General features: G+C 75.2%; 22 protein-coding genes. 10 read left to right on the top strand and 12 right to left on the bottom strand.

Going from position 1 to position 23242, the window contains the following annotated elements; genetic code table 11:
* Positions 1-136 precede the first annotated feature (136 nt).
* A complete protein-coding gene (locus AB0G08_RS16155; protein WP_358087949.1) occupies positions 137-502 on the top strand; it encodes a hypothetical protein in 366 nt (121 codons plus the stop codon).
* 79 nt (positions 503-581) lie between these two features.
* Here the strand turns inward: AB0G08_RS16155 and AB0G08_RS16150 are convergent, their stop codons facing one another.
* The 3 genes from AB0G08_RS16150 to AB0G08_RS16140 all read right to left on the bottom strand — a co-directional run bounded on the left by AB0G08_RS16150 (position 582) and on the right by AB0G08_RS16140 (position 3438).
* Positions 582-2273 (bottom strand): long-chain-fatty-acid--CoA ligase, encoded by a 1692-nt coding sequence (locus tag AB0G08_RS16150; protein WP_358087946.1) that lies wholly within the window; start codon positions 2271-2273, stop codon positions 582-584.
* Positions 2274-2439: 166 nt separating this feature from the next.
* On the bottom strand, positions 2440-2616 hold the full coding sequence (locus AB0G08_RS16145) for a hypothetical protein (RefSeq protein ID WP_358087943.1): 177 nt from the start codon (positions 2614-2616) through the stop codon (positions 2440-2442).
* 108 nt (positions 2617-2724) lie between these two features.
* Positions 2725-3438, bottom strand: a complete 714-nt coding sequence (locus AB0G08_RS16140; protein WP_358087940.1) for a spermidine synthase — start codon at positions 3436-3438, stop codon at positions 2725-2727.
* Between the two features lie 132 nt (positions 3439-3570).
* Here AB0G08_RS16140 and AB0G08_RS16135 point away from each other — a divergent pair, with 132 nt between their 5' ends.
* Complete coding sequence (locus AB0G08_RS16135; protein WP_358088032.1) at positions 3571-4575, top strand: zinc-binding dehydrogenase; 1005 nt, start codon at positions 3571-3573, stop codon at positions 4573-4575.
* 53 nt (positions 4576-4628) lie between these two features.
* Here the strand turns inward: AB0G08_RS16135 and AB0G08_RS16130 are convergent, their stop codons facing one another.
* The 4 genes from AB0G08_RS16130 to AB0G08_RS16115 all read right to left on the bottom strand — a co-directional run bounded on the left by AB0G08_RS16130 (position 4629) and on the right by AB0G08_RS16115 (position 8077).
* Positions 4629-5510, bottom strand: a complete 882-nt coding sequence (locus AB0G08_RS16130) for a sulfite exporter TauE/SafE family protein (protein ID WP_358087937.1) — start codon at positions 5508-5510, stop codon at positions 4629-4631.
* Positions 5507-6112 (bottom strand): rhodanese-like domain-containing protein, encoded by a 606-nt coding sequence (locus AB0G08_RS16125; RefSeq protein ID WP_358087934.1) that lies wholly within the window; start codon positions 6110-6112, stop codon positions 5507-5509. Before AB0G08_RS16125 ends, AB0G08_RS16130 begins: the two co-directional genes overlap by 4 nt.
* Before the next feature lie 154 nt (positions 6113-6266).
* On the bottom strand, positions 6267-7670 hold the full coding sequence (locus tag AB0G08_RS16120) for an MBL fold metallo-hydrolase (protein ID WP_358087931.1): 1404 nt from the start codon (positions 7668-7670) through the stop codon (positions 6267-6269).
* A 137-nt stretch (positions 7671-7807) separates the two neighbouring features.
* Positions 7808-8077: a metal-sensitive transcriptional regulator gene (locus AB0G08_RS16115; RefSeq protein ID WP_089000744.1), complete on the bottom strand. Its 270-nt coding sequence runs from the start codon at positions 8075-8077 to the stop codon at positions 7808-7810.
* A 224-nt stretch (positions 8078-8301) separates the two neighbouring features.
* Here AB0G08_RS16115 and eccB point away from each other — a divergent pair, with 224 nt between their 5' ends.
* Positions 8302-9687 carry a type VII secretion protein EccB gene (gene eccB / locus AB0G08_RS16110; protein WP_358087928.1) on the top strand — a complete coding sequence of 462 codons (1386 nt, stop codon included), beginning with the start codon at positions 8302-8304 and terminating at the stop codon, positions 9685-9687.
* A gap of 22 nt (positions 9688-9709) precedes the next feature.
* Here eccB and AB0G08_RS16105 read toward each other — a convergent pair whose 3' ends face one another.
* From AB0G08_RS16105 to AB0G08_RS16090, 4 genes are all read right to left on the bottom strand, one after another.
* On the bottom strand, positions 9710-10315 hold the full coding sequence (locus AB0G08_RS16105; protein ID WP_358087926.1) for a class I SAM-dependent methyltransferase: 606 nt from the start codon (positions 10313-10315) through the stop codon (positions 9710-9712).
* 82 nt (positions 10316-10397) lie between these two features.
* On the bottom strand, positions 10398-11264 hold the full coding sequence (locus tag AB0G08_RS16100) for a carbohydrate ABC transporter permease (protein WP_358087923.1): 867 nt from the start codon (positions 11262-11264) through the stop codon (positions 10398-10400).
* Positions 11264-12226: a sugar ABC transporter permease gene (locus AB0G08_RS16095; RefSeq protein WP_358087920.1), complete on the bottom strand. Its 963-nt coding sequence runs from the start codon at positions 12224-12226 to the stop codon at positions 11264-11266. The genes AB0G08_RS16100 and AB0G08_RS16095 overlap by 1 nt, the downstream gene beginning before the upstream one ends.
* On the bottom strand, positions 12223-13617 hold the full coding sequence (locus AB0G08_RS16090; RefSeq protein ID WP_358087917.1) for an extracellular solute-binding protein: 1395 nt from the start codon (positions 13615-13617) through the stop codon (positions 12223-12225). Before AB0G08_RS16090 ends, AB0G08_RS16095 begins: the two co-directional genes overlap by 4 nt.
* 116 nt (positions 13618-13733) lie before the next feature.
* On the opposite strand from AB0G08_RS16090, the gene AB0G08_RS16085 reads away from it, so the two are divergent.
* The 6 genes from AB0G08_RS16085 (at position 13734) to AB0G08_RS16060 (ending at position 19710) form a co-directional block, all read left to right on the top strand.
* Positions 13734-14771 carry a zinc-binding alcohol dehydrogenase gene (locus tag AB0G08_RS16085; RefSeq protein WP_358087914.1) on the top strand — a complete coding sequence of 346 codons (1038 nt, stop codon included), beginning with the start codon at positions 13734-13736 and terminating at the stop codon, positions 14769-14771.
* Positions 14771-15589 carry a sugar phosphate isomerase/epimerase family protein gene (locus AB0G08_RS16080; RefSeq protein WP_358087911.1) on the top strand — a complete coding sequence of 273 codons (819 nt, stop codon included), beginning with the start codon at positions 14771-14773 and terminating at the stop codon, positions 15587-15589. The genes AB0G08_RS16085 and AB0G08_RS16080 overlap by 1 nt, the downstream gene beginning before the upstream one ends.
* Positions 15586-16953: a hypothetical protein gene (locus tag AB0G08_RS16075; RefSeq protein WP_358087908.1), complete on the top strand. Its 1368-nt coding sequence runs from the start codon at positions 15586-15588 to the stop codon at positions 16951-16953. The genes AB0G08_RS16080 and AB0G08_RS16075 overlap by 4 nt, the downstream gene beginning before the upstream one ends.
* A gap of 319 nt (positions 16954-17272) precedes the next feature.
* Positions 17273-17662 (top strand): DUF2267 domain-containing protein, encoded by a 390-nt coding sequence (locus tag AB0G08_RS16070; RefSeq protein ID WP_358087906.1) that lies wholly within the window; start codon positions 17273-17275, stop codon positions 17660-17662.
* Between the two features lie 266 nt (positions 17663-17928).
* Entirely contained in the window at positions 17929-18687 is a 759-nt protein-coding gene (locus AB0G08_RS16065; protein ID WP_358087903.1) for an alpha/beta fold hydrolase, read from the top strand.
* An 87-nt stretch (positions 18688-18774) separates the two neighbouring features.
* The gene (locus AB0G08_RS16060; RefSeq protein ID WP_358087900.1) at positions 18775-19710 is read left to right on the top strand and encodes a TauD/TfdA family dioxygenase; all 936 of its coding nucleotides are present in this window, start codon (positions 18775-18777) and stop codon (positions 19708-19710) included.
* Between the two features lie 23 nt (positions 19711-19733).
* On the opposite strand, the gene AB0G08_RS16055 is transcribed toward AB0G08_RS16060, so the two are convergent.
* Complete coding sequence (locus AB0G08_RS16055) at positions 19734-21041, bottom strand: hypothetical protein (protein ID WP_358087897.1); 1308 nt, start codon at positions 21039-21041, stop codon at positions 19734-19736.
* 510 nt (positions 21042-21551) lie between these two features.
* On the opposite strand from AB0G08_RS16055, the gene AB0G08_RS16050 reads away from it, so the two are divergent.
* Positions 21552-23189 carry a BCCT family transporter gene (locus AB0G08_RS16050; RefSeq protein ID WP_358087894.1) on the top strand — a complete coding sequence of 546 codons (1638 nt, stop codon included), beginning with the start codon at positions 21552-21554 and terminating at the stop codon, positions 23187-23189.
* Positions 23190-23242: the final 53 nt, after the last annotated feature.

The raw sequence follows: 23242 nt of genomic DNA, 5'->3' as shown, positions 1-23242 counted from the left end.
CGGGACCCGCTCGGCGTCGGACCCGCTCGGCGTCGGGGTCGCCTGCGTCGGGGTTGCCCGGGGTCTGGGGCGCCCGGCGTCGGGGTCGCCGTCGCGCCGGCCGCGCCGGTGCGCGGCCTGCCTATCCTTGCCAGGCATGAACCCCGGTGACGTGACCGCCCCACCGCCCGCCGACGGCGCGCAGGACCGGCTGGAGATCCTGCGGCGCTGGTGGCGGCTGCCGGCGCCCGTGCGGCGCGAGGTCCGGCTGCTCAGCCGCTCCGGACGGCACCACCCGGACCGGGAGGTCGCCTGGGTGGCCTGGCGGTGGGCGCAGGTCGTGCTGCCGCCGGGAGCGCCGGAGCCGGGCCGTGCCCGCAACATGCTCAGCGCGGCCGGCTTCTGGGTGCTGATCCTGCTGGAACTGGGTCTCGGCGGCGATCCGACGGACCCGCCCGAGCCGCGGTGGCTCGACCGCCGCCGGGCCCGGCGCGTCCTGCGGGCCGGGCCACCCGTCGGGTGACGGGCCGGCCGGGCGACCCGGCCCGGGCCCCCAGCCGGCCCCCGCCGGCCTCGGCCGACCGGGTCGACGCCCGGTGGCCTCAGCCGTCGGCGAGCAGCCGGTCGCGGACCTCGCGGCGCAGGACCTTGCCGATCTGGGAGCGGGGCAGGTCCTCGACGACGACCACGCGGCGGGGCACCTTGTATCCGGTCAGGTGCCGCCGGCACGCCGCCCGGATGCCCGCCTCGTCCGCAGCGACTCCCTCGTCCAGGACGACCGCCCCCACCACCTCCTCGCCGCCGTGCGCGCCGGGCAGGCCGACCACCGCGGCGTCGCGGACACCGGGAACGCGGCGCAGCGCGTCCTCCACCTCCGACGGGTAGACGTTGAACCCGCCGGTGATGATCAGCTCCTTGATCCGGTCGACCACGCGGACGAAGCCGTCGGCGTCGGACACCACGACGTCCCCGGTGCGCAGCCAGCCGTCGGGCAGCAGCGTCGCCGCCGTCTCCGCCGGGCGGTTCCAGTAGCCGGCGAACACCTGCGGCCCCCGGATCAGCAGCTCGCCCGCCTCGCCCGGGGCGCGGTCGCGCGACGGGTCGTCGGGGTCGACGATGCGGATGTCGGTGGACGGGAACGGCACGCCGACCGTGCCCGGTCGCCGGGCGGGGGAGACCGGGTTGCCGAGCGCGACGGGCGAGGTCTCGGTCATGCCGTAGCCCTCGACGAGCAGCCCGCCGGTGACCGACTCCCACAGCTCCACGGTCGCCGGGGGCAGCGCCATGGCGCCCGAGATGGCGTACCGGGCCGAGGAGAGGTCGACCCCGCGTTCCCGGGCGGCCGTGGCGAGCTTCTCGTAGATCGGCGGGACGGCGGGCAGGAAGGTCGGCGGGCGGCGGCGCACCGCCTCCAGCGTCTGGTCCAGGTCGAAGCGGGGGAACAGCACCAGCGTGGCGCCGATGCCCACCGCGAAGGTGAGGCAGAGCGTCAGCCCGTACGCGTGGAACAGCGGCAGCACCGCGTACACGGTCTCCTCGCCGTCGCGCAGGCCCGGCACCCAGGCTCGGCCCTGCGCCGCGTTGGTCCGCAGGTTGCGGTGGCTCAGGATCGCGCCCTTCGGCGTGCCGGTGGTGCCGCCCGTGTACTGCAACAGCGCCGTGTCGTCCGGGCCGGGGGCGGGGTGCGCGGCGTCGAGGGGGCTGGCCGCGGCCACCAGCCGTTCCCAGGACAGCGCCCCGGGCGCGGGGCCGGTCATCGCCGCGCGGGTGGCCCGCGCCCGGCCCAGCGGCAGCCGCAGCGCCCAGCGCTTGCGCCGGGGCAGCGCCCGGGTGAGGTCCACCGCGACGACCGTCTCGACGGCCGTCGCGCCGGCGGTGTCGCGGACGAGGGGGGCCACCTTGTCCCAGACCACCGCGATCCGGGCGCCGTGGTCGGCGAGCTGCCGGGTGAGCTCCTGCGCGGTGTAGAGCGGGTTGTGCTCCACCACCACCGCGCCGAGTCGCAGCACGGCGTAGAAGGCGACCACGTGCTGCGGGCAGTTCGGCAGCACCAGCGCCACCCGGTCGCCCCGGCCGACGCCGAGCCGCCGCAGCGCCTCGGCCGCCCGGCCCACCTGGTCGTCCAGGTCGGCGTACGTGGTGCTGGCGCCGAAGAAGTCCAGGGCGACCCGGGGGCCGAACCGGCGGGCGGCGTCGCGCAGCAGGTCGACCAGCGAGTCGTCGGACGGCGCGACGGTCGCCGGCACGCCCGGGGCGTAGCTGCGCAGCCAGGGCCGCTCCGCGCTCAGGTCCATGTCTCTCCTCCGCCCGTCCGTGCCGTCCTACCTCACGGTAACCTACGGTCGCGTAGGTTACGCGTCGAGGTCCCCGGGCGGCCGGCACCGGTCGTGTTCCGGTGGTACGGGATCGTGCTGGCCGGCGCGGCCGTCGCGAGGGCGTGGCGCGTCCGGCCCTTCGACGTCAGCGGTGTCCGGCGGAACGGCGCATCGCCTGTCGCCCCTTGAGCACGGCCAGGACGACGACCACGGCCAGCGCCACCGCGCCGATGATCACCAGCCAGCGGACCGCCTCCAGCAGCAGCCCGAGCAGGACGAGCGCGCCGGCGATGACGGCGACGACCCAGAGCATGGTGCGCATGTCCACCTCCCGTGACCCCGGCCGCGTCGCGCGGCCGCGGCACGCCTTCCCGGTCCGCCCCGCACCATGCCGCCGGAGCCCCCGGTCGCGGCGTGCCGGGCGGCCCCGTCAGCGCTGGGCGACGTAGACGGTGTTGGCCGACTGCCCGCCGGTCAGCGGGTTGGCGAACGCGACGACCTGCGCCCGCGCGGTACGGAACACCGCGGTGAGGGCCGCCTCGAAGTCGGCATCGGGCGGGTCGTCCGACCAGAGGGCGAACACCCCGTCCGGGTGCAGGTGGGCGGCGAGCCGGCGCAGGCCGTCGGGGGTGTAGAAGGCGGCGTGGCGGGGGTGCAGCACGTTGCGCGGCGAGTGGTCCACGTCGAGCAGCACGGCGTGGAACCGCCGCCCCGGCTCCCGCGGGTCGAAGCCGGTGCCGTCGGCGACCGCGGCGAAGAAGTCGGCCCGCACGAACCGGGTACGCGGGTCGGCGGCCAGCCCGGCGGCGAAGGGCAGCAGCTCCCGCCGGTGCCAGTCGATGACGTCCTCGATCGCCTCCACCACCAGCAGCGAGCCGACGCGGTCGTCGGAGAGCGCGGTGCGGGCGGTGTAGCCGAGGCCCAGGCCGCCGACGACCACGTCGAGCCCCTGCCCGGTCAGCGGAGCCAGGCCCAGCCGGGCCAGCTCGATCTCCGCGACGGGGAAGAGGCTGGACATCAGGAACTCGTCGTCGAGCTTGACCTCGTACACCTCGACGTCGAGCGACGGGTCGCGGCGCCGGCGCAGGCTGATGAGGCCGATCGGGGTCTCCCGCCAGGCCAGTTCCTCGAATCGCACGCCCACGGGCCCGGATGCTACCCGCCGGTGTCCCGGGCGCCGGCGGCCGGCACGCGCATTCCTCCCACCCGGCCGGGTATGCGTGCCCGTCGAGGGCCGCCGACGGGGCGGCCGGGCAGGGGGCGCGCAGTGGCGGACATGCTGGCCGGACGGCTGCACCTGGCGGAGCGGGCGCTGCGGATGGAGTCGGTGCCGGTGCCCGAGCCGCAGGCCGGGCAGGTGCGGATCCGGGTCGAGGCGGCGGGGGTCTGCCTCTCCGACGTGCACCTGATCGACGGCACCCTCACGCCGCTGTACCTGCCCGGCGACGTGGTGACGCTGGGGCACGAGATCGCCGGGGTGGTCGACGCGTCCGGCGACGACGTCGAGGACTGGCAGCCCGGCCAGCGGGTGCTGCTCCAGGCGGGGGAGCGGGACCGGCGCGGCACCGTGCTGACCCGGGGCGTGGACTACGACGGCGGTTGGGCCGAGTACGCCGTGGCCAGCGCGGACACGGTGGTGCCGATCCCGGACGACCTGCCCTTCGAGCAGGCCTGCATCATTCCCGACGCGGTCTCCACCCCCTGGGCGGCGGTGACCGACACCGCGCGGACCCGCCCCGGCGAGGCGGTCGGCGTGTGGGGCGTGGGCGGCCTCGGCGCGCACGCCGTCCAACTGCTGCGCCTGGTCGGTGCGGCCCCGGTGGTCGCGGTGGAGCCGCTGGCGGCGGCGCGGGACCGGGCGGCGGCCCTGGGGGCCGACGCGGTGCTCGACCCGGCCGACACCGCGTTCCGCGACGCCGTGCTGGAGTTGACGGGCGGGCGGGGGCTGGACGTGGCGTTCGACTTCGCCGGGGTGACCGCCGTCCGCGAGCAGGCGTTGACCGTGCTCGGCCGCCGGGGCCGGCTGGTGCTCGCGGGCATCGCCAACCAGCCGGTGACGATCGCGTCGGACAGCCCGTTCAACTACTTCCAGCAGGCGGTGCTCGGCCACTACGGCTCGGAGGCCGAGCACGTCGAGCAGTTGGTGTCCCTGGCCCGGCAGGGCCGGCTCGACCTGTCGGCGTCGATCAGCGACGTGCTGCCGCTGGCCGACGCGGAGGAGGCGGTGCGGCGGGTGCACACCAAGCAGGGCAACCCGATCCGGCTGATCCTGCGCCCCTGAGCGGTCCGGTCCGTCGGCGCGCCGGTCCTCGTCCGGCGCGGGCGGGGGAGCGTTCACGGCCGGGCGGTCGTCGGGCCCGGCCGGTCGGGACGCCGGCGGCGACGCCGTACCCCGGCGACCGCGACCGCGGTCGCCGCCGTCGCCGCGCCGAGGGCCCACAGCAGGGGGTCGGTCCGCAGGTGCGCGGGCAGTTGCCCGGCCAGGACGAACACGCCCATCGCCGCCACGAACCAGCCGAACGCGCGGCGCAGCACGTCCTCCCGGACGCGCCCGGCCAGCCGGCCGCCGGCCAGGCTGCCGACCACGGCGGCGGCGGTCACGGCGGTGGCCAGCCCCGGGTCGATGTCGACGGTGGACAGGTAGCCGGCCAGCCCCGCGAACGACTTCATCGCGATGACCACCAGCGAGGTGCCGACCGCGACCGGCATCGGCAGGCCGCCGAGCAGCGCGAGCGCGGGCACCACCAGGAACCCGCCGCCGGCGCCGACGAGCCCGGTGACGAGGCCGACCACGACGCCGTCGAGGAGCACCCGCGGCATCGGCAGCTGGTGCGGTCTGCGGCGCCCGTCGTCGCGCCGGCCGCGCAGCATGGCCGTCGCGGTGGCGAGCATCATGAGGGCGAAGCCGGCGAGCAGGACCGCGGCCGGGACGAACGCGGCGAGACGACCTCCGGCGTACGCGCCGGCCATGCCCGCGACCCCGAAGAGCAGGCCGGTGCGCCACCGGACCCGGCCCGCCCGGGCGTGCGGTAGCGCGCCGACGGCGCTGGTCACCCCGACGACGAGCAGCGAGGTGGCGATCGCCTCCCGGGCCGGCAGGTCGGCGACGTAGACCAGCAGCGGCACGGCGAGGATGGACCCGCCGCCGCCGAGCAGGCCGAGGCTCACCCCGATGAGGACGGCCAGCGCGACGGTCAGCGCGAGGCCGCCGGTCACGGCAGGGGCCGGGGCGCCGGGTGGTCTCCGAGCCGACCGACGACGGTCTCCACGTCGCAGCTCGCGCCGCGGTTGTAGGGGAGCCTGCCGAGCAGCATGCCCATCGCGCAGGTGTCGGTGACGGCGGCGAAGGTGAGGCCGGCGCCGATGAGGCCGGCGACCCACTTCAGGCCGGGTACGAACACCGAGCCGAGGATGCTGAGCAGGACGATCGAGCCGGCGACGAGGCGGACCTGCCGCTCCAGCTCCCAGCGGGGCGTGCCCCGTCGGACCGGTCCCTGGGCGGCCTGCCAGGCGGTCATCCCGCCGTCGAGGATCCTGAGGTTGGGCAGCCCGACGCCGGCGAGGGCCTGCCCGGCCCGGGCGGCGCGGGCACCGGAGCGGCAGATCAGCACCACGGTCTCGTCGAGGTGCTGGCGCAGCTCCTCGCGGTGCTCCCTGAGCACGTCGAGCGGCACGTTGTAGGCGCCGGGCACGTGGGCCGTCTCGAACTCCGCGGGGGTGCGTACGTCCAGCATGCGGGGAGCGCGGCCGGAGTCGACCAGCTCGCGCAGCGTGGCGGCGTCGAGGGTGGCGGGCAGGGCGTTCGGTGAAGTGGTCATTTCTCCTCGTCCAGGGATCGCTCGCCGGTGGGCGGGCAGGGTGAGCCGGGCCGCCGTCGATCGGTGTCGTTCGGCGGCGGCGGGCGCGTGTCGCCGTGCGGACGACCGGTGGCGGCCCAGCGCGTACGGAAGGGGACCGGCGGTGCGGGGTCGGTCAGGCGTCGTCGCGGCTCATGGCGACCCCGGCGGCCTCGGCGCGGCCGAACCTGTCGTCGATGACGACGACCTCGCGGCCCGCGTTGGCCAGCAGCGACGCGGCGGCGGTCGCCCGGTACCCGGAGCCGCAGTGCACCCAGACGGCGCCGGCGGGCACCTCGGCGAGGCGTCCGGGCAGGTCGGGCAGGGGGATGTGCACGGCGCCCTCGACGTGGCCGTCGGTCCACTCGTTGGTCATCCGGACGTCGAGCACGACGTCCGGGGCGGGCAGCCCCGCCGGGGTGTCGCCGGCCCGGGCGGCGGCCAGCGCGGGGAAGTCGGCCATCCGCAGCTCGCGGAGCTGTCCCGGCTCGGCGGCCCACTGCCCGGGGTCGCCGGTGGCCCGGGCGGCCGGGCGGTCGATGCCGATGCGGACCAGTTCGCGCTGGGCGTCGGCGACCTGTTCCTCGGTCTCCGCCAGCAGGGTGAGCGGCGCGCCCCAGTCGATGAGCCAGCCGAGCCAGGTCGACATCGGGCCGTCGAGCCCGAGGGCGACCGTGCCCGCCAGGTGCGACGTGGCGTACGCCTTGCGGTGGCGCAGGTCGACGACCCACTGGCCGTCGGCGATCCGCTCGCGCAGCCCGGCGGCGTCGGCGCGGGCGACCGGGGTGAGGTCCACCGGCGCCGGACCGGCGAGGTTCGCCACGCCCATGTGGGCGTAGTACGCCGGGTAGGCGTCCAGCCCGGCGAGGGTCTCGGTGACGAACTCGTCGGCGGCCAGCCGCAGCACGGGGTTCGCCCGCTTCTCCCGGCCGATGGTCGACTCGGGCGCGTCCGACTGGCCGGCCGAGCAGAAGCTGCCGAAGCCGTGGGTGGGCCACACCTCGGCGCCGTCGGGCAGCAGGTCGGCCAGGCGCCTGGCCGAGGCGTGCTGGTGGTGGGCGAGCTCGTGGGCGTGCTGCTCGCCGAGCAGGTCGGTGCGGCCGGTGGTGCCGAAGAGCAGCGAGCCGCCGGTGAACACGCCGACCGGGCGCCAGCCGGCGTCGTCGGCCTCGTCGAGCACGTACGACAGGTGGTGGAAGGTGTGCCCCGGCGTGGCGAGCACCCGCAGCCGCAGCGCGTCGGAGACGGGCACCGTGTCGCCGTCGGCGACGGGCGTGCGGTCGAACCCGACCTCGTCGTCGGCGCCGACGAGGTAGCGGGCACCGGTCAGCCGGGCCAGTTCCAGGCCACCGGAGACGTAGTCGTTGTGGATGTGGGTCTCCACCACATGCGTGACGCGTACGCCCTTCTCACCCGCGAGGTACAGGATCCGGTCGATGTCGCGCTGCGGGTCGACCACGATCGCCACCGTGCCGTCGGAGGCCAGGTAGCTGCGGTCGCCGAGCGAGGACGTCGCGATGACGGACACCTCAACTGCCATTGCCGTGCTCCTTGTGGGATCAAATACCCCGGGGGGTATATGGCGGGCACACGTCGGGGGTGCTGACGTGTGCAATCTGTCTACCCGCACACGTCGCTGTCACGCAACGTGCGCGGGTGCGCTTCTTTCGGTGGCGGTCAGGCGAGGGCGAGGAAGAGCTTCTCCAGCTCCTCCTCGGTCATCTCCGGGGAGTCCCCCCGCTCGCGGGCGGCGGTGCAGTGCCGCATGCCGGAGGCAATGATCTTGAAGCCGGCCCGGTCGATCGCCTTCGACACCGCCGCGAGCTGGGTCAGCGCCTCGCGGCAGTCCTGGCCGGTCTCCATCATCTCGATGACCGCGTTGAGCTGGCCCCGGGCCCGCTTCAGGCGGGTCAGCGCCTCGCTGGTCATCTCCGGTCGAAGCTTCACCGCGCACCTCCTCGTCCTCTTCGGCATACCCCGGGGGGTACCCGTACGTGCCCATGCTATCTCCCCGGGCGGGAGGCGTCCGCGTCCGCACGGTGATCCTCGCCGCACCGCCGCGGAAGTCCGCCGGGAATCCCGGCGCCGCGGGCGGTCGCCGCGACGCAGGGTCCTCGGGGCATCGACGCAACGCTTATCCTGTGCCCCGACCGCCCACCGGAAGGGATGCGATGCCGTCGCGGCAGGACCAGCTGCACTCGTACCAGTTCACCGTCCAGCGGGCGGTCGCCGCCCTGGTGATGCGGGAGACCGACCCGGCGCAGTCGCCGTTCCGGCGGCTGGCCGGCGCCGCCCTGGCCAGCGTGCTGGTCGCGGCCATCGGCCTGGGCGGATTCGCCCTCTACGGCCTCTTCACCGGCGGCGGCAGCACGTGGCGCGACCCGGGCGCCGTGATCGTGGAGAAGGAGTCCGGCGCCCGGTTCGTCTACCGGGAGGAGAAGCTGCACCCGGTGCTCAACTACGCGTCGGCCCTGCTGATCATCGGCGCGGAATGGCCGAAGACGGTGCTCGTCTCCCGTCGCGCCATCGATGGGGTGCCGCGCGGGCTGCCGCTGGGCATCGCCGACGCCCCCGACTCGCTGCCCGCCAGGGGCCGCCTCTCCACCGCGCCGTGGACGGTCTGCTCCGTCGCCGCCGAGGCCGACCGGTCGGTGCCCCGCTCGGCCCTGCTGATCGGCGTGACCACGGGCGGGGGCCGGGCCCTGGGCGAGGACGCGCTGCTGCTGCGCCACCCCGACGGCGGGCTGCACCTGGTCTGGCACCAGCGCCGCTACTTGCTGCGCGACCCCAACCGGGTGCTGGCCGCCCTGGCGGCCACCCGGGCCCGCGCGGTCCCGGTGGCCCCGGCCCTGCTCAACAGCCTGCCCGTCGGCGCCGACCTCGCCCCGCTGACGCTGCCGGCCCAGGGGGAGCGCTCCGCGCGGGTGTCCGGGGCGCGCATCGGTGACGTCTACCTGGTGCGCAACTCCGGCGGCGGCCGGCAGTACGCCGTCGCGCTGCGGGACGGCCTGGCCGGCATCACCGAGTTGCAGGCCGGCCTGCTGCTCGCCCGCACGGGCCAGGGCGAACCGGAGCCGATCACGCTCGGGCGGTTCGCGGCGCTGCCCAAGCTGCCCGACCTGGCCCTGGCGGGCCCCACCGCCCCGCCGACCGCGCCGCCCCGGCTGGCCGCCCCCGACGGGGCGGGGCTCTGCGCCCGGGTGGGCGACGACGGCGGCGTCACGGAGGTCCGCCTCGGCGTCCGGCTGCCCGACCTCGCCGCCGCGCCCCGCACCGCCCCGGCGGCCGGGGGCGGGGTGCGCGCCGACCACGTCGTGGTGGAGCCGGGCCGCGGCGCGGTGGTCGAGGCGGTCGCGGCGCCCGGCGCGACCGGCGGCGCGGTCTCCGTGGTCACCGACCTGGGCCGGCGCTACGTCCTCGCCGGCGGCGAGGTGCTCGGCACGCTCGGCTACCGCGACGTGCGACCGGTGCGGCTGCCGGCCAGCCTGGTCGCCCTGGTGCCCGCCGGCGCCACGCTCGACCCGGCCGCCGCGCGGGTCGTCGCCGCCCCCGCCTGAGCGGGCCGGCCCCGGCGCGGGTTCAGTCGGCGGGGCGGCGCAGCACGGTGACGGCGAAGTCGGCGTCGTCGCGCCACGGCCGCAGGTCCCACGTGGCGAAGCGGTGCTCCAGCCGCAGGCCGGCGGCCACCGCGTCGGCGTCGAACCCGGCCAGCGGGTAACCCCGGTCGGTGCCGAACCCGACCGCCAGCACGCCGTCGGGGCGCAGGTGGGCCGCGACCCGGCGCAGCACCTCCCGCTCGGTGCCGGGGGCGACGAAGGCCAGCACGTTGCCGGCCAGGACCGCCGCGTCGAAGGGCTCCGGCTCGCCGGCCGCCGCCAGGTCCAGCTCGGCCAGGTCGGCGACCAGCCAGCGCGGGCCGGGGTGGTCGGTGCCGGCGGCCTCGACCAGCGCCGGGTCGGCGTCCACCCCGACCACGGTGTGGCCCCGGGCGGCCAGCGCCGCGCCCACCCGGCCGGTGCCGCAGCCGGCGTCGAGGATCCGGGACCCGGGCGCGACCATCGCGTCCAGCAGCCGGGCCTCGCCGGCCAGGTCGGCGCCCTCGGCGGCCAGCCGGCGGAACCGGTCGATGTACCACTGCGAGTGCTCCGGACCGGTCTCGGTCTCCCAGCGGGTCGGGTTTCCCATGCCGCCACCGTATCCGGGTCCCCGGTGCCCGCGCGGCGGCGGGGCCGTCCGTGTCCGGCGCGCGGCAACCCCGCCCGCCGCCTCAGCCCTTCTCCGCGCCGCTGGTGAGCCCCTCGGTGAGCAGGCGCTCGCTGGCGAAGAAGAGGATCACGATGGGCAGGGTGAGGATCACGGAGCCGGCCATCAGCACCGTCTTCGGCACCTCGACCCCGTCCGAGAGCTGCGCCAGCCCCAGCGACACGGTCCACCGGTGCGGCTTGTCGACCAGGAACAGCAGGGCGAACAGGAACTCGTTCCAGGCGATCATGAAGTCGTACAGGGCGACGGCCATGATGGACGGCGCCGCGAGGGGGAGGCTGATCCGGCGGATGATGCCGAGCCGCCCGGCCCCGTCGATCGCGGCCGACTCCTCCAGGCTGACCGGGATGGTCTCGAAGTAGTTGCGCAGCATGTAGACCGAGACCGGCAGGGTCTGCGAGATGTAGACCAGCACCAGGCCGAGCAGCGAGCCGCGCAGCCCGGCCCGGGTGAAGACCACGAAGAGCGGGATGGCGATGACGATCGACGGGAACAGGTAGACCGCCAGGAAGAGGAAGTCGACCTGCCGGCGGCCGAAGAACCGCAGCCGGGCGACCGCGTACGCCCCGGGGATCGCCACGGCCAGCGTCAGCAGCGTCGCCGCGACGGCGACCAGGCCGCTGTTGCGCATGAAGGTGAGAAAACCCTGGCCGCCGTCGTCGACGGCCTTCACCACCTCGGCGTACGTGTCGAAGGTCAGCTCGCCGAGGCCCACCACCAGCGAGCCGGGGTCGAGCAGCAGCCGCTCGATGGGGCGCACCGAGAGCACCAGCATGTAGTAGAAGGGGAAGACGGTGACCAGCAGGAACGCGGCGATCACCAGCCGGCGCAGCCAGCGCAGGCCCACCGTCTCGATCCGGTCCCGGTCCATCAGCCGTCCCTCCGTCCGCCGAAGAAGCGCAGGTACACCACCACGAACACGATGAGCACCACGGCGAGCACGACCGCCTGCGCCGCCGCCGCGCCGATGTCCGTACGCGCGGTCAGGAACTCGTAGACCCGGACGCTGACCACCTCGGTGCCGGCGGCCCCGCCGGTGAGCAGGTAGACGTCGTCGAACTTGTTGAACGTCATGATGAAACGCAGCACGCCCAGCAGGCCGATCACTGGCAGCAGCTGCGGCAGCAGGATGTGCCGGAACCGCTGGCTGGGCGTGGCCCCGTCGACCCGGGCCGCCTCCTCCAGCTCACCGGGCACCGCCTGGAGCCGGGCGAGCAGGAACAGGAAGGCGAAGGGGAAGTAGCGCCACGCCTCGAAGGCGACGACCGTGGCCAGGGCGGTCGAATCCTGGGACAGGAACGGCACCGGGGTGTCCCAGCCGAGGAACCGCCGGCCCCAGTCGTTGACGATGCCGAGCTGCGGGTCGAGCATCACCTGCCAGACGAAGGTGACCGCGACCACCGGCGCCACGTACGGCAGCAGCATCGACGCGCGCACCAGGGTGCGGCCCCGGAACGGCCGGCGCACGACCAGCGCCGCCACCAGGCCGAGCGCGATCGAGCCGGCGGTGCTGGCCACGGCGTAGACCAGCGTGGTCCACAGGGTGTCGGCGAAGCCCGGGGTGTTGAGCACCCGCTCGACGTTGTCCATCGTGAACTCGCCGAACAGCCCGGTGCGCCGCAGCGTGGCCAGGCGTACCCGCTGGAAGGCCAGCACGACGGTCCAGACGATGGGGATGCCGATCACGGCGACCACGACGAGCAGCGTCGGGGCCACCAGCGCGAGCCCGGCGCGGGACTCGCGGCGGCGCAGGGTCAGTGGCCTGCGGCGGCGGGCCGGGGCCGGCCGCTCCCGGGCGGGGGAGCGGCCGGTGTCCGGTGGGGCGGTGGTCAATTGACGCCCGCCTTGATCGCCTCCACGTCCTTCTTCGCCCGTCCGGCGGCCGCGGCGGCGTCGGTCTTGCCGGCGACCACGTCGTTCAGGGCCTTGGGCACCGGCAGCTCGCCGAGGATCGCGCCGACGAGCTTGCCCTGGCCCTGCGTGAGGCCCCAGCGCTGGAAGGTGTCGGGGCTGCGGCGCAGGGCCGCCAGCACCTCGTCGCCGTAGACCTCGGCGAGCGGCTTCTTGGCGTCGACGCCGGCCTGACTGGTGTTCCAGGCGGTGAGGAACTTCTCCGGCTCCTGGGCGGTGCCCTTGCGGACGGGGAAGCGCCCCTCGGGGGACATGCCGAACCAGCGCGGGTAGCCGTCGCCGAGCATGTGCTCCACGAAGGACCGCGCCGGGTCGGCGGCGGCGCCGTCGAGCACGGCCCAGGAGCTGATCTCGCCGTACTGGGCGGGTTCGGCGCCGTTCGGGCCCTTGATCGCGGTGACGAAGCCGCTGTTCTTCGCGAGGAACGTCGGGTCGGCCTGGCACTGCGGGCAGGTCGGCTTGGCGTCGTTGCGCAGGCCGGCCAGCTCGTCGAGGATGAACGGCGACCAGACCAGCATGGCCGCCTTGCCGGCGAAGTAGGTGGCCCGGGTGGTGTCGACGTCCTGTGCGCCCCTGACCGAGCTGGTGCGCATCAGCTCGCCGTAGAACCGGAACGCCTCGACGCACTCCGGGGAGTCCAGCTTGACGGCCCCGGAGTCGTCGGTGAGCTGGCAGTTGTTGGCCAGGGCCAGGTGCTCGAAGGTCTGCTGGGTGAACACGTCGCCGGGGGCGGTGGCGGCGGTGATGCCCGCGACGCCGCCGGTGTTGAGCTTCGTCGCGGCGGCGGCGATCCTCTCGTACGTGTCGGGGGCGGGCAGCCCGGCGGCGGCGAAGAGGTCCTTGCGGTAGACGAGCAGCTGGCCCCAGCCGTCGCTGGGCACGGCGAGCTGCCTGCCGTCGTCGGCGGTCAGCTCCAGGGCCCGCGGGGAGAAGGTCTGCCGACCGAGCTTCTCGACGACCTCCGCGTTCGCCGAGGAGTGCAGCAGCTCGTTGCCGGCGAGGGTGCGCACGCCGGCGAGCGACACCGAGCCGACCACGTCGGGCAGTTCGCCGGCGGCGGCGCTGGAGGCGATCAGGGCGGGGAACTGGTCCTCGTTGACGGTGACCAGGTCGACGGCGATGCCGGTGCTGGCGGTGAAGTCCGCGATGATCGCCTTGGTGGCGGTGACCCGGTCGGCCACGTCCTCCAGGCTCCACACGGTGATCTTTTTGCTGTTGCTGTCGGATCCCTCGTCGCCGCAGGCCAGCAGGCTGGCCCCGGTGACTGCCATGATCAGTGTCGCGGCGAGTATCCGCATCGGAGGTGCTGACATCGATGGCACTCCTCTCGAAGGGTATAGAAGGGATTCAACGCGTTGGATTGATCAATTACAAGACATATACCGATTTTTTGCCTACACTGGAGCCCAGTGCTACCGGGATGTGACTCATGGTCAACTGGGTTGTCTCACTCGCCGGGCCCCGACGCATCAGCCTCGAGCCCTGCCCCCCGGACCCGCTCGGCCCCGGCCAGGTCCGGATCCGCACCTGCTACTCCGGCATCTCGGCCGGCACGGAGCTCACCCTCTACCGGGGCAGCAATCCCCGGCTGAGCAAGGACTGGGACGACGTCAGCCGGATGTTCGTGCCCCGGCAGAGCGCCGTGCCGTACCCGCTGGTGGGCTTCGGCTACGAGGAGGTCGGCGAGATCGTCGAGGTCGCGCCCGACGTGGCCGACCGGCGGGCCGGGCAGGTCGTCTGGGGCATCTGGGGGCACCGCGCCGAGGCCGTCGTGCCCGCCGACGGGGTGCATCCGCTGCCCGCCGGGCTGGATCCCCTCGCGGCGGTCTTCGCCCGCCCCGGGGCGATCGCCCTCACCGCGGTGCTCGCCGGCGACCTGCACCTGGGCGACTGGGTCGCGGTCTTCGGGCAGGGCGTCATCGGGCTGCTCGCCACCCGGCTCGCCGCCCTCTCCGGCGCGCGGGTGGTCGCCGTCGACCGGGTGCCCGCCCGGCTGGCGCACGCCGGCCGACTCGGCGCCCGGCTCGTCGTCGACGCGGGCGTCGAGTCGGCCGCGGCCGTGCTGCGCCGGGCCACCGCCGGCCGGGGCGCGGACGTCTGCCTGGAACTGTCCGGGGCCTACCCGGCGCTGCACGAGGCGATCCGCGCCACCGCCCACGCCGGCCGCGTCGTGGCCGCCGGCTTCTACCAGGGACAGGCCGACGGGCTCGGCCTGGGTGAGGAGTTCCACCACAACCGGATCCAGCTGGTGGCGGCCCAGGTCTCCGGGCCGACCCCGGCGCCCGGCATGGCCGGCCGGTGGACCGGGGCCCGCGTCGCACACACCTTCATGGACCTGGTGGCCGAGGGCAGCGTTGACCCGCTGCCGCTGGTGAGCCACGTCGTCGACGCGAGCGCGGTGGCCGACGCGCTGGCGCTGCTCGACCGCGGTGACGCAGACGTCCTCCAAGTGGTGCTGAGGTTCTGATGACGATTCCCCTGGCCTGTCAGGAGCAGCTCCTGCCGGGCACCGACCTGATCCAGAAGTACGCGCTCGCCACCGCGCTCGGCTACGACGCGATCGAGCTGCGCGGCTCCGGCGACCTCGGCCTCGCCCGCCGGCTGCCCGAGCTGCGCCGGGCCCGCGCGGCCGGGGTGGTCATGCCCACCGTCTGCGTGGAGATGGACCACTTCATCGGCGACTTCGACCCCGAGCGGTCCCGCGACGCGGTGCGCAACCTGCGCTCCCAGCTCTCGGTGATCGCCGAAGTGGGCGGCGTCGGGGCGATGACCCCGGCGGCCTGGGGGATGTTCTCCCGGCGGCTGCCGCCGTTCGAGCCGCCCCGCTCGTCGGCCGGCGACCGGCAGGTGCTCGTCGACGCCCTGGGCGAGCTGGGGGAGCACGCCCGAGCCGAGGGGGTCGCCCTCTTCCTGGAACCGCTCAACCGGTACGAGGACCACATGGTCAACCGGCTCGACGACGCGGTCGCCCTCTGCGCGGCCGTCGGGCTGCCCTCGGTGCGGGTGGTGGCGGACACCTTCCACATGAACATCGAGGAGGACGACGTGCACCGGGCGCTGCGCGCCGCCGCGCCGTACCTCGGGCACGTGCAGGTCAGCGACTCCAACCGCTACCAGCCGGGCGCCGGCCACCTCGACTGGCCGGCGCTGGTCCGCACCCTGCTGGAGATCGACTACCGGGGCTGGCTGGCGCTGGAGTGCCGGCTGCGCGGCGACCCCGTCCGCGCCCTGCACCAGGCCGCCGCCGTGCTGCGCCACGCCCAGCCCCGGCAGGCGGCGGCATGAGCACCGGGACCGCCGGCGGCCCGCACACCGGCACCGCCGACCCCGGGGCCCGCGACGCCGGGGCCCTGCGCCGCCTCGCCGTCGCCACCCTCGACGCCAACTGGGAGCACGACCACACGGTGCCCTCGCGCACCCTCTATCCGCACCAGTGGAGCTGGGACTCGGCGTTCATCGCGATCGGCTGGTCCCACGTCCGCCCCGACCGCGCCTGGCGCGAGCTGGCCAGCCTGTTCCGAGCCCAGTGGGTCGACGGCCGGGTGCCGCACATCGTGTTCAACCCGGCGCTGCGCGTCGGCTCGTACTTCCCCGGGCCGGAGTTCTGGAACTCGACGCTCGCCGAGGGCGCCCCGGCCGCCGCCACCTCGGGGCTGATCCAGCCGCCCGTGCACGCGCCCGCCGCCTGGCTGGCGTACCGGCGGTTCCCCTCCGAGGCCGGGCGGGCCGCGCTGCGCCGGCTCTATCCCCGACTGGTGGCCCAGCAGCGCTACCTCGCCACCCGCCGGGACGTCGGCGGGGGCGGGCTGGCCAGCATCGTGCACCCCTGGGAGTCCGGGCTGGACAACAGCCCCGCCTGGGACGCGCCGATGGCGGCGGTGCCCGCCGACGCGGCCGTCATGCGCGCGTACCGCCGGCACGACACCGCGCACGCCGACGCCGCGCACCGCCCCACCGACCTCGACTACGCGCGCTACGTCGCGATCGTGGCGGCCTACCGCGAGCGCCGCTACCGCGACGACGACCTCGCCGCCCGGCACCCGTTCCTGGTGGAGTGCCCCCTGGTCAACGCCGCGATGGGCGCCGCGGAGCACGCCCTCGCCCGGATCGCGCCGCTCGTCGGCGCCGACCCCGGCCCGCACCGCGAGCGTTCCGCGCGGATCACCGAGGCCCTGGTGCGCCGGCTGTACGACCCGACGACCGGCACCTTCCACCCCCGGGACCTACGCGCCGACCGCCTCGTGCCGGCCCGCACGGTGCTCGGTCTGGCCCCGCTGGTCCTGCCCGACCTGCCCGCCCGGCAGGTGTCGGCGCTGGTCGCCGAGGCGTGTTCGCCGCGCTTCGGGCTGGCCGCCCGGATGGACCGGCCGCTGCCCAGCCACGACCGCACCGCACCGGACTTCGAGCCGCTGCGCTACTGGCGCGGGCCGAGCTGGATGAACATGAACTGGCTGGTGCGCTGGGGGCTGCTGCGCCACGGCCGCCCCGACCTGGCGGCCGGACTGCGCGACTCGATGATCGACCTGGTGGCCCGCTCCGGCTGCCACGAGTACTTCCACCCGGACACCGGGGCCGGGCTGGGCTCGCCGGCGTTCGGCTGGACCGCCGCGCTGCTGCTCGACGTCCTGGCCGACGACCCGGCCGGCTGAACCGGCCAGTCCCCGTCGGCTGAGCCGGCCCGCCCCGGTCAGCCGGCCGGGACCAGCTCCCGCAGCAGACGCACGACCCGGGCCCGGATCGTGGGCGGTGCCGAGCGAGTCGGGACGCAGCCCGTGGCGGCGGGCCACCGCCACGGGGCGGGGAGGTGGTCGGCCTGCCCACCGCCCTGAACACCGGCGCGGCGTGCGTCCGGGGGCGCTCCTGCGTGCGTCCCCCGCCTCCCGGTACGGCGGCGACGTCCGCTCCGGAAGGCCGTTTGCGGGCGTCGGGGGCGGGTAAGCGCGGGCCCGGTGACGACAGGAGCCTGCCGTGCGGTTTCCCCTATTCGTCGATGCGGTGTCCCGCCGCGCCGGACTGCCCACTGCCCGGGCCGCCACGATCGCCCGCGCCGTGCTGCAGACCATGGTGGAACGGATGAGCGGCGGCCCGGCCGGTCGTCTCCCCGACGAACTGGACGGCTACCTCACGGGGTCCGGTCCCGGCGACGGTCCGGCGGCCGCGCCCGGGCCGGCGGACTTCGTGCGTCGGGTGGGGGAGCGGGCCGGGGTGGACGAGGCCACCGCCCGGGCGGGAACCGGCGCCGTCTTCGCCACCCTGCGGGAGGCGGTCACCGTCGACGAGTTCCGCGACATGGTGGCCCGGCTGCCCCGGGACTTCGACGGCATGACCGAACCGATCCCCCGGCCGGACGACGCCTGACCGGCCGTCCCCGCACCGCCCGCGCCCGCGTCGCGGCGGGACGTCACGCGGATCTTCGGGAGCGGACATCGAGCCTTATGCTGCTTCCATCGTGAATCTATAGGCAGTTCATGAGGCCGTTCGTGCACCGTCACGGACGGCCCGATCGCGGCCGGCCCGCCGTGCACCGGAGGACGCCGCACCCCACGGCGCCCCCGGCGTACCGGGCCGGCCACCCGTTCCCGCGCCGGCGGCACCGGAACGGCCCCTTCGACGAAAGGCACGCGGTGACCTGGTTCCTCTCCGCCGGCGGCTGGCACCCTGCGCCGGTCCAACTGTTCTGCCTGCCCTACGCGGGCGGGGGCGCGAGCGTCTTCCGGCTCTGGCAGGACGGGCTCGGCCCCGACGTCGAGGTGCTGCCGGTGCAGCTGCCCGGCCGCGAGAACCGGATCAGCGAGAACCCGGTCTTCCGGGCCGCCGACGTCGCGTACGCCATCGCCGGACGGATCCGCGGCCCGTACGCGATCTACGGCCACTCGATGGGCGGCCGGGTCGGCTTCGAGGTCGTCCGCGAGCTGCGCCGCGCCGGACGTCCACTGCCGCTGCGGCTCTACGTCGGCGGCGCCCGCGCCCCGCACGTCCACGCGCCCAGCCACTTCGACGGGCTGTCCCGGCTCGACGACGACGATCTGCTGCGCCGCCTGGAGGCCGGCGGCGGGCTGCCGGCCGGGCTGCGGGACTACCCCGAGCTGGTCGAGCTGCTGCTGCCCCTGCTGCGCGCCGACTTCGGTCAGGTGGACGGCTACCGCTACACCCCCGAGGAACCGCTGCCGATGCCGATCGTGGCGTTCAGCGGTCGCAGCGACCACACCGTCAGCCGGGAGCACAGCGACGGTTGGCGGGAGCACAGCGCCGCCGGCTTCACCTTGCACGAGATCGACGGTGGGCACTTCTTCCTCAACGAGCGGCTGCCCGACCTGCTCGCCGTGATCCGGGCGGACCTCACCGCCGCCCGCACCGACGCCGCCGCCCGGCACCACGGGTGAGCCGACCGCCACGGCCGCCGGGACGGCCGCCATCCCGCCGTTCCGCGGCCGCCCGCGGCGACGGCGGACGACGACAGGAGTGAGAGCATGAGTGACCGGACCGCCACGCTGCCGGTGGTCGTCGAGCACGACGGCCGCGAGTTGACCGAGCTGATCGCCGCCCGCCGCGCGGAGCTGCGGGCGAGCCTGGTGGAGCATGGCGGGCTGCTGTTCCGCGGGTTCGACGTGGGCGGCGTCGAGGGCTTCGACCGGGCGGTGCGGGCGTTGTCCGGGGAGCCGCTGGTCTACACCGAGCGTTCGTCGCCCCGGCACGCCATCGCGGGCCGGGTCTACACCTCGACCGACTACCCGCCGGACGAGGAGATCTTCCTGCACAACGAGAACTCGTACCAGGCCCGCTGGCCGCTGACGTTGTTCTTCTACTGCCTCACCCCGCCGCAGACGCAGGGCGCCACCCCGCTGGCCGACGTCCGCCGGGTGTACGCCGAGATCGATCCGGCGGTGCGGGAGGAGTTCGTCCGCCGCCGCTGGATGCTGGTGCGCAACTTCCACGGCGACTTCGGCACCCCGTGGCAGCACGTGTTCGGCACCGACGACCGTGCAGAGGTCGAGGCGTACGCGGCGGCGAACCGGATCGAGCTGGAGTGGCGGGGCGCCGACGGGCTGCGTACCCGCGCGGTGCGCGACGCCGTGCACCACCGCCCCGGCTCGGACATCCCGCGCTGGTTCAACCACGCCACGTTCTTCCACGTGAGCACCCTGGCCAAGGACCTCCAGGAGGGACTGCTGGCCATGTTCGGCACCGAGGGGCTGCCGGCCAACACCTACTACGGCGACGGCGGCGAGATCCCCGCCGACGTCGTGGACCACCTGCGGGCCGCGTACCGGGCGGCCAGCGTCCGCTTCGACTACCGGCGCGACGACGTGCTCGTGGTGGACAACATGACCGCCGCGCACGGGCGGGAGCCGTTCACCGGCCCCCGCAAGATCGCCGTCGCGATGGCCGAGCCGCACACCCCCTGAGGCCGGTCGCCCCCCGGCCCGGGCTAGACGTCTTCGTGACGGTCGGCGACGGATCCGGGCCAGGCGTCCTCGTAGCGGTCGGCGGCGTCGGCCTCCGGCAGCTCCTCCGGGTCGGCGACCCAGGCGGAGAAGACCGGCATCCCGTGCCACGGACCGGGCCCCCCGCCGTCGGCCCGGTCGTCGGTGGCGACCGCCACCACGGCGTACGGGTGGCCGAAGCGCAGCTCCGCGACCCGGGCCACCCCCTCCGGCGGGAGGCTGAGCGTCGCGGCGAAGCCGGTGACGGCCGCCGCCTCGAAGCCGTACCGACCGTAGCGGGCCATCGCCGCCTGGGCCGCCTCGAACCCCAGCCCCGGCGCGTCCAGCAGCTCCCCGAACGCCCGCGCGACGGCGGGGAAGCCCAGCCCGGGCGCGGTCAGCTCGTGCCGGCTGCGGGCCGACCAGCAGGGCAGCACGGCGGTGGCCCGCTCCTCCCGGCCGTCCGGCGCGTGCGTGCGGGTCGGCTCCTCGCGCAGCGTCCACAGCGGGCTCTCGCCCAGCGGCACGTCGAAGAGGGACCGCCGCCGTGCCGGCAGGTGGCCCTGCGGCGTGTCCGCCGCGGCCGTCGCCAGCTCGTGCGCCGCCGCGAGGACGTCACCGGCCGGCACGTCGGGTGCCGCGGCGACCGAGACCACCAGCAGCCCGGCCGCGCCGTCGGCGGTCCGCGCGGGCTGGGCGGGGGCGGCGTGCACGGCGACGGTGCCGGCCCGCGCGGTGTCGGCGATCCAGCAGAGATGGCCGTGCGCCGGGCTGCGCAGCGCCCGGCGCAGCCCGCCGGCCCAGGCGCTGCCGGAGCCGAGCGCGTCGGCCGGCGCCACCTCGAACGGGTCCGCCCACGAGACCCGGGTGGCCAGGGCGCTGGCCAGGACCAGCAGCACCTGCGGCGTGACCGTCAGCGGGAACGCCTCGATGAGACCGAGCGTGTGCTCGCGGGCCCACGCGTCGAGCCCGGCCTGGTCGGGCAGCGCTCCGGTCGCGGTCGACCCGGGCAGGCCCGCCCGCCACCCGTCGAGCCCGGCCGTCTCGACGCCGGGCCGGTGCCACGTCGCGGTCGCCGAGGGCACCAGCGGATGCGGCGCCGCCAGCAGGGCGCCCGCGGCCGTGGCGGCGGTCTCCACGTCCACGCCGAGCACCTCCTCCAGCGTCGCGCGGGTCGGGCCGGTGGCGGCCGGCGCGGCGAGCGCCAGCAGCAGCCACGCGCCGAGCGGGGAGGCGACGTGGTGCCCGTCGCCGATCACGGCGTGCAGGCGGTCGGCGTAGCGGGCCAGGGGAGTGCGGATGTCGGTGGTCACCGCTTCACTGTGCCGGCTCGGCGCGCCGCCGTCATCTGCTGGCCGGGCCGGCCGACGACCGATCTCGTCGCCGAGCAGGCGCGGGAGCACCCGTTCCCGTCCGGCCGGCGGGTGCCCGGAGAGTTCCCGGCGATGGTGACGGAGGGGCCCGCGCCGCGGCCGGCTGGTGCTCCGCGCACGGTCGGATGCCGCACCTGTCGCGGCACGATGAGGACGGTAACTCGTGATCCGCCGGCGCGCCGGCTTTGTCACGGGACTGTCATGAGACCGCAGGATCACCTCCAACATCGACGCGCAAAGTGATCGCCGGTCGTCGCCGACGTCGGTGGCAGCCGAGCCCCGGCGGACCGCGTACGTCCGCCGGAACGACGTCGGCACCCTCGGCGACCACTTTCCGAGTCCCGGGCACCCGGACGGGGGCGCGGGACAACCCCGAGATGCGGGCCGACCGGCGCGCGCGGAGCCGGAACGCGGCCGGCGCGCCCGGCAGCCCACGGAGGTCCACAGACCATGACCGTGTCCGCCACAGGTCCGGCAACCGACGACGACACCCCGCCGGGCGACGCACCACCCCCGCCGGGCCGCCCGCCACAGGGCATCGACGGGACGGTGCTGGGCGTCGCCGCCGTGGTGTCCGTCCTCTTCGTCGCGTGGGGCATCGTGGCCACCGACAACCTCGCCTCGGTCACCGGCACCGCCCTCGACTGGGTGGTCCGGTCGTTCGGCTGGGTCTTCGTGCTGGCCAGCACCGGCTTCGTGGTGCTGTCGGTCTGGCTGGCGCTCAGCCGGTACGGCCGGATCAAGCTCGGCCGCGACGACGACGAGCCGGAGTTCTCCACCGTCTCCTGGGTGGCGATGATGTTCAGCGCTGGCATGGGCATCGGTCTGATGTTCTGGGGCGCCGCCGAGCCGCTGTCCCACCTGGCGACCCCGCCGCGCGGCCTCAACGAAGCGAACTCCCCGCAGGCCGCCCGGGTGGCCATGGAGTACTCCTTCTTCCACTGGGCGCTGCACCCCTGGGCGATCTATGCCGTGGTGGGTCTGACGCTGGCCTACTTCACCTTCCGCAAGGGCCGGCGCGGGCTGATCAGCAGCGCCTTCTTCCCGCTCATCGGGGAGCGCGCCGACCGGGGACCCGGCCGGGCCATCGACATCTTCGCGATCCTCGCGACGCTGTTCGGATCGGCTGTCTCCCTCGGCCTGGGCGCCCTCCAGATCAACAGCGGCCTGACGAACCTCTGGGACGTGCCGAAGTCCACCCCGCTGGCGATCGGCATCATCGCGGTGCTCACGGTGGCGTTCGTGGTCTCCGCCGTCACGGGCGTCAAGCGGGGCATCCAGTTCCTCTCGAACACCAACATGGTGCTCGCGGTGGCGCTGATGTTCTTCCTGCTCGTGGTGGGCCCGACGGTCTTCGTCCTCAACACGCTCACCGCCTCGACCGGCGGGTACCTCTACGACCTCATCCCGATGAGCTTCCGCACCGGCGCCTTCGGCGGCGAGCAGTGGATGGCGGGCTGGACCATCTTCTACTGGGCCTGGTGGATCTCCTGGACGCCGTTCGTCGGCGCCTTCATCGCGCGCATCTCCAAGGGCCGCACCATCCGCCAGTTCGTCCTCGGCGTGGTGGCCGTCCCGAGCCTCGTCAGCGTCGTCTGGTTCTCGGTGTTCGGCGGTACCGCCATCGACCTGCAACTCGGCGGCACCGACCTCTCGGCCGCGGTGAAGGAGAGCCCGGAGGCGGCGCTCTTCGCGGTCCTGCGGGAGTTCCCGTTCTTCACCGTCACCGCGGTCCTGGTCGTGGTGCTGGTGGCGCTCTTCTTCGTCAGCGGCGCCGACGCCGCCTCGGTGGTGATGGGCACGCTCTCCTCCCGTGGCGACCTGGAGCCCAAGGCCTGGCTGGTCTCGACGTGGGGCGTCCTGACCGGCCTGGTGGCCGCGGTGCTGCTGCTCGCCGGCGGGCTGTCCGCCCTGCAGTCGCTGACCATCCTCGCCGCGCTGCCGTTCCTGTTCGTGATGGTCGGCATGGTCGCCGGACTGCTGCGCGAGCTGCGTCACGAGCCGGACAGCGCGACGATGGCGCCGCAACTGCGGGCCCTCGTGACCGCCGGCGCGCCACCGGCCGCCACGAAGCCCGGGTCCTCCTGACCCACCACGCGCGGCGCGGGCCGTCCCTGCGAACCCCGGGACGGCCCGCGCCG

The organism is Micromonospora sp. NPDC023644 (assembly GCF_040640115.1).
GTDB lineage: Bacteria > Actinomycetota > Actinomycetes > Mycobacteriales > Micromonosporaceae > Micromonospora.
This window is presented reverse-complemented; position numbering and strand designations above follow the sequence as displayed.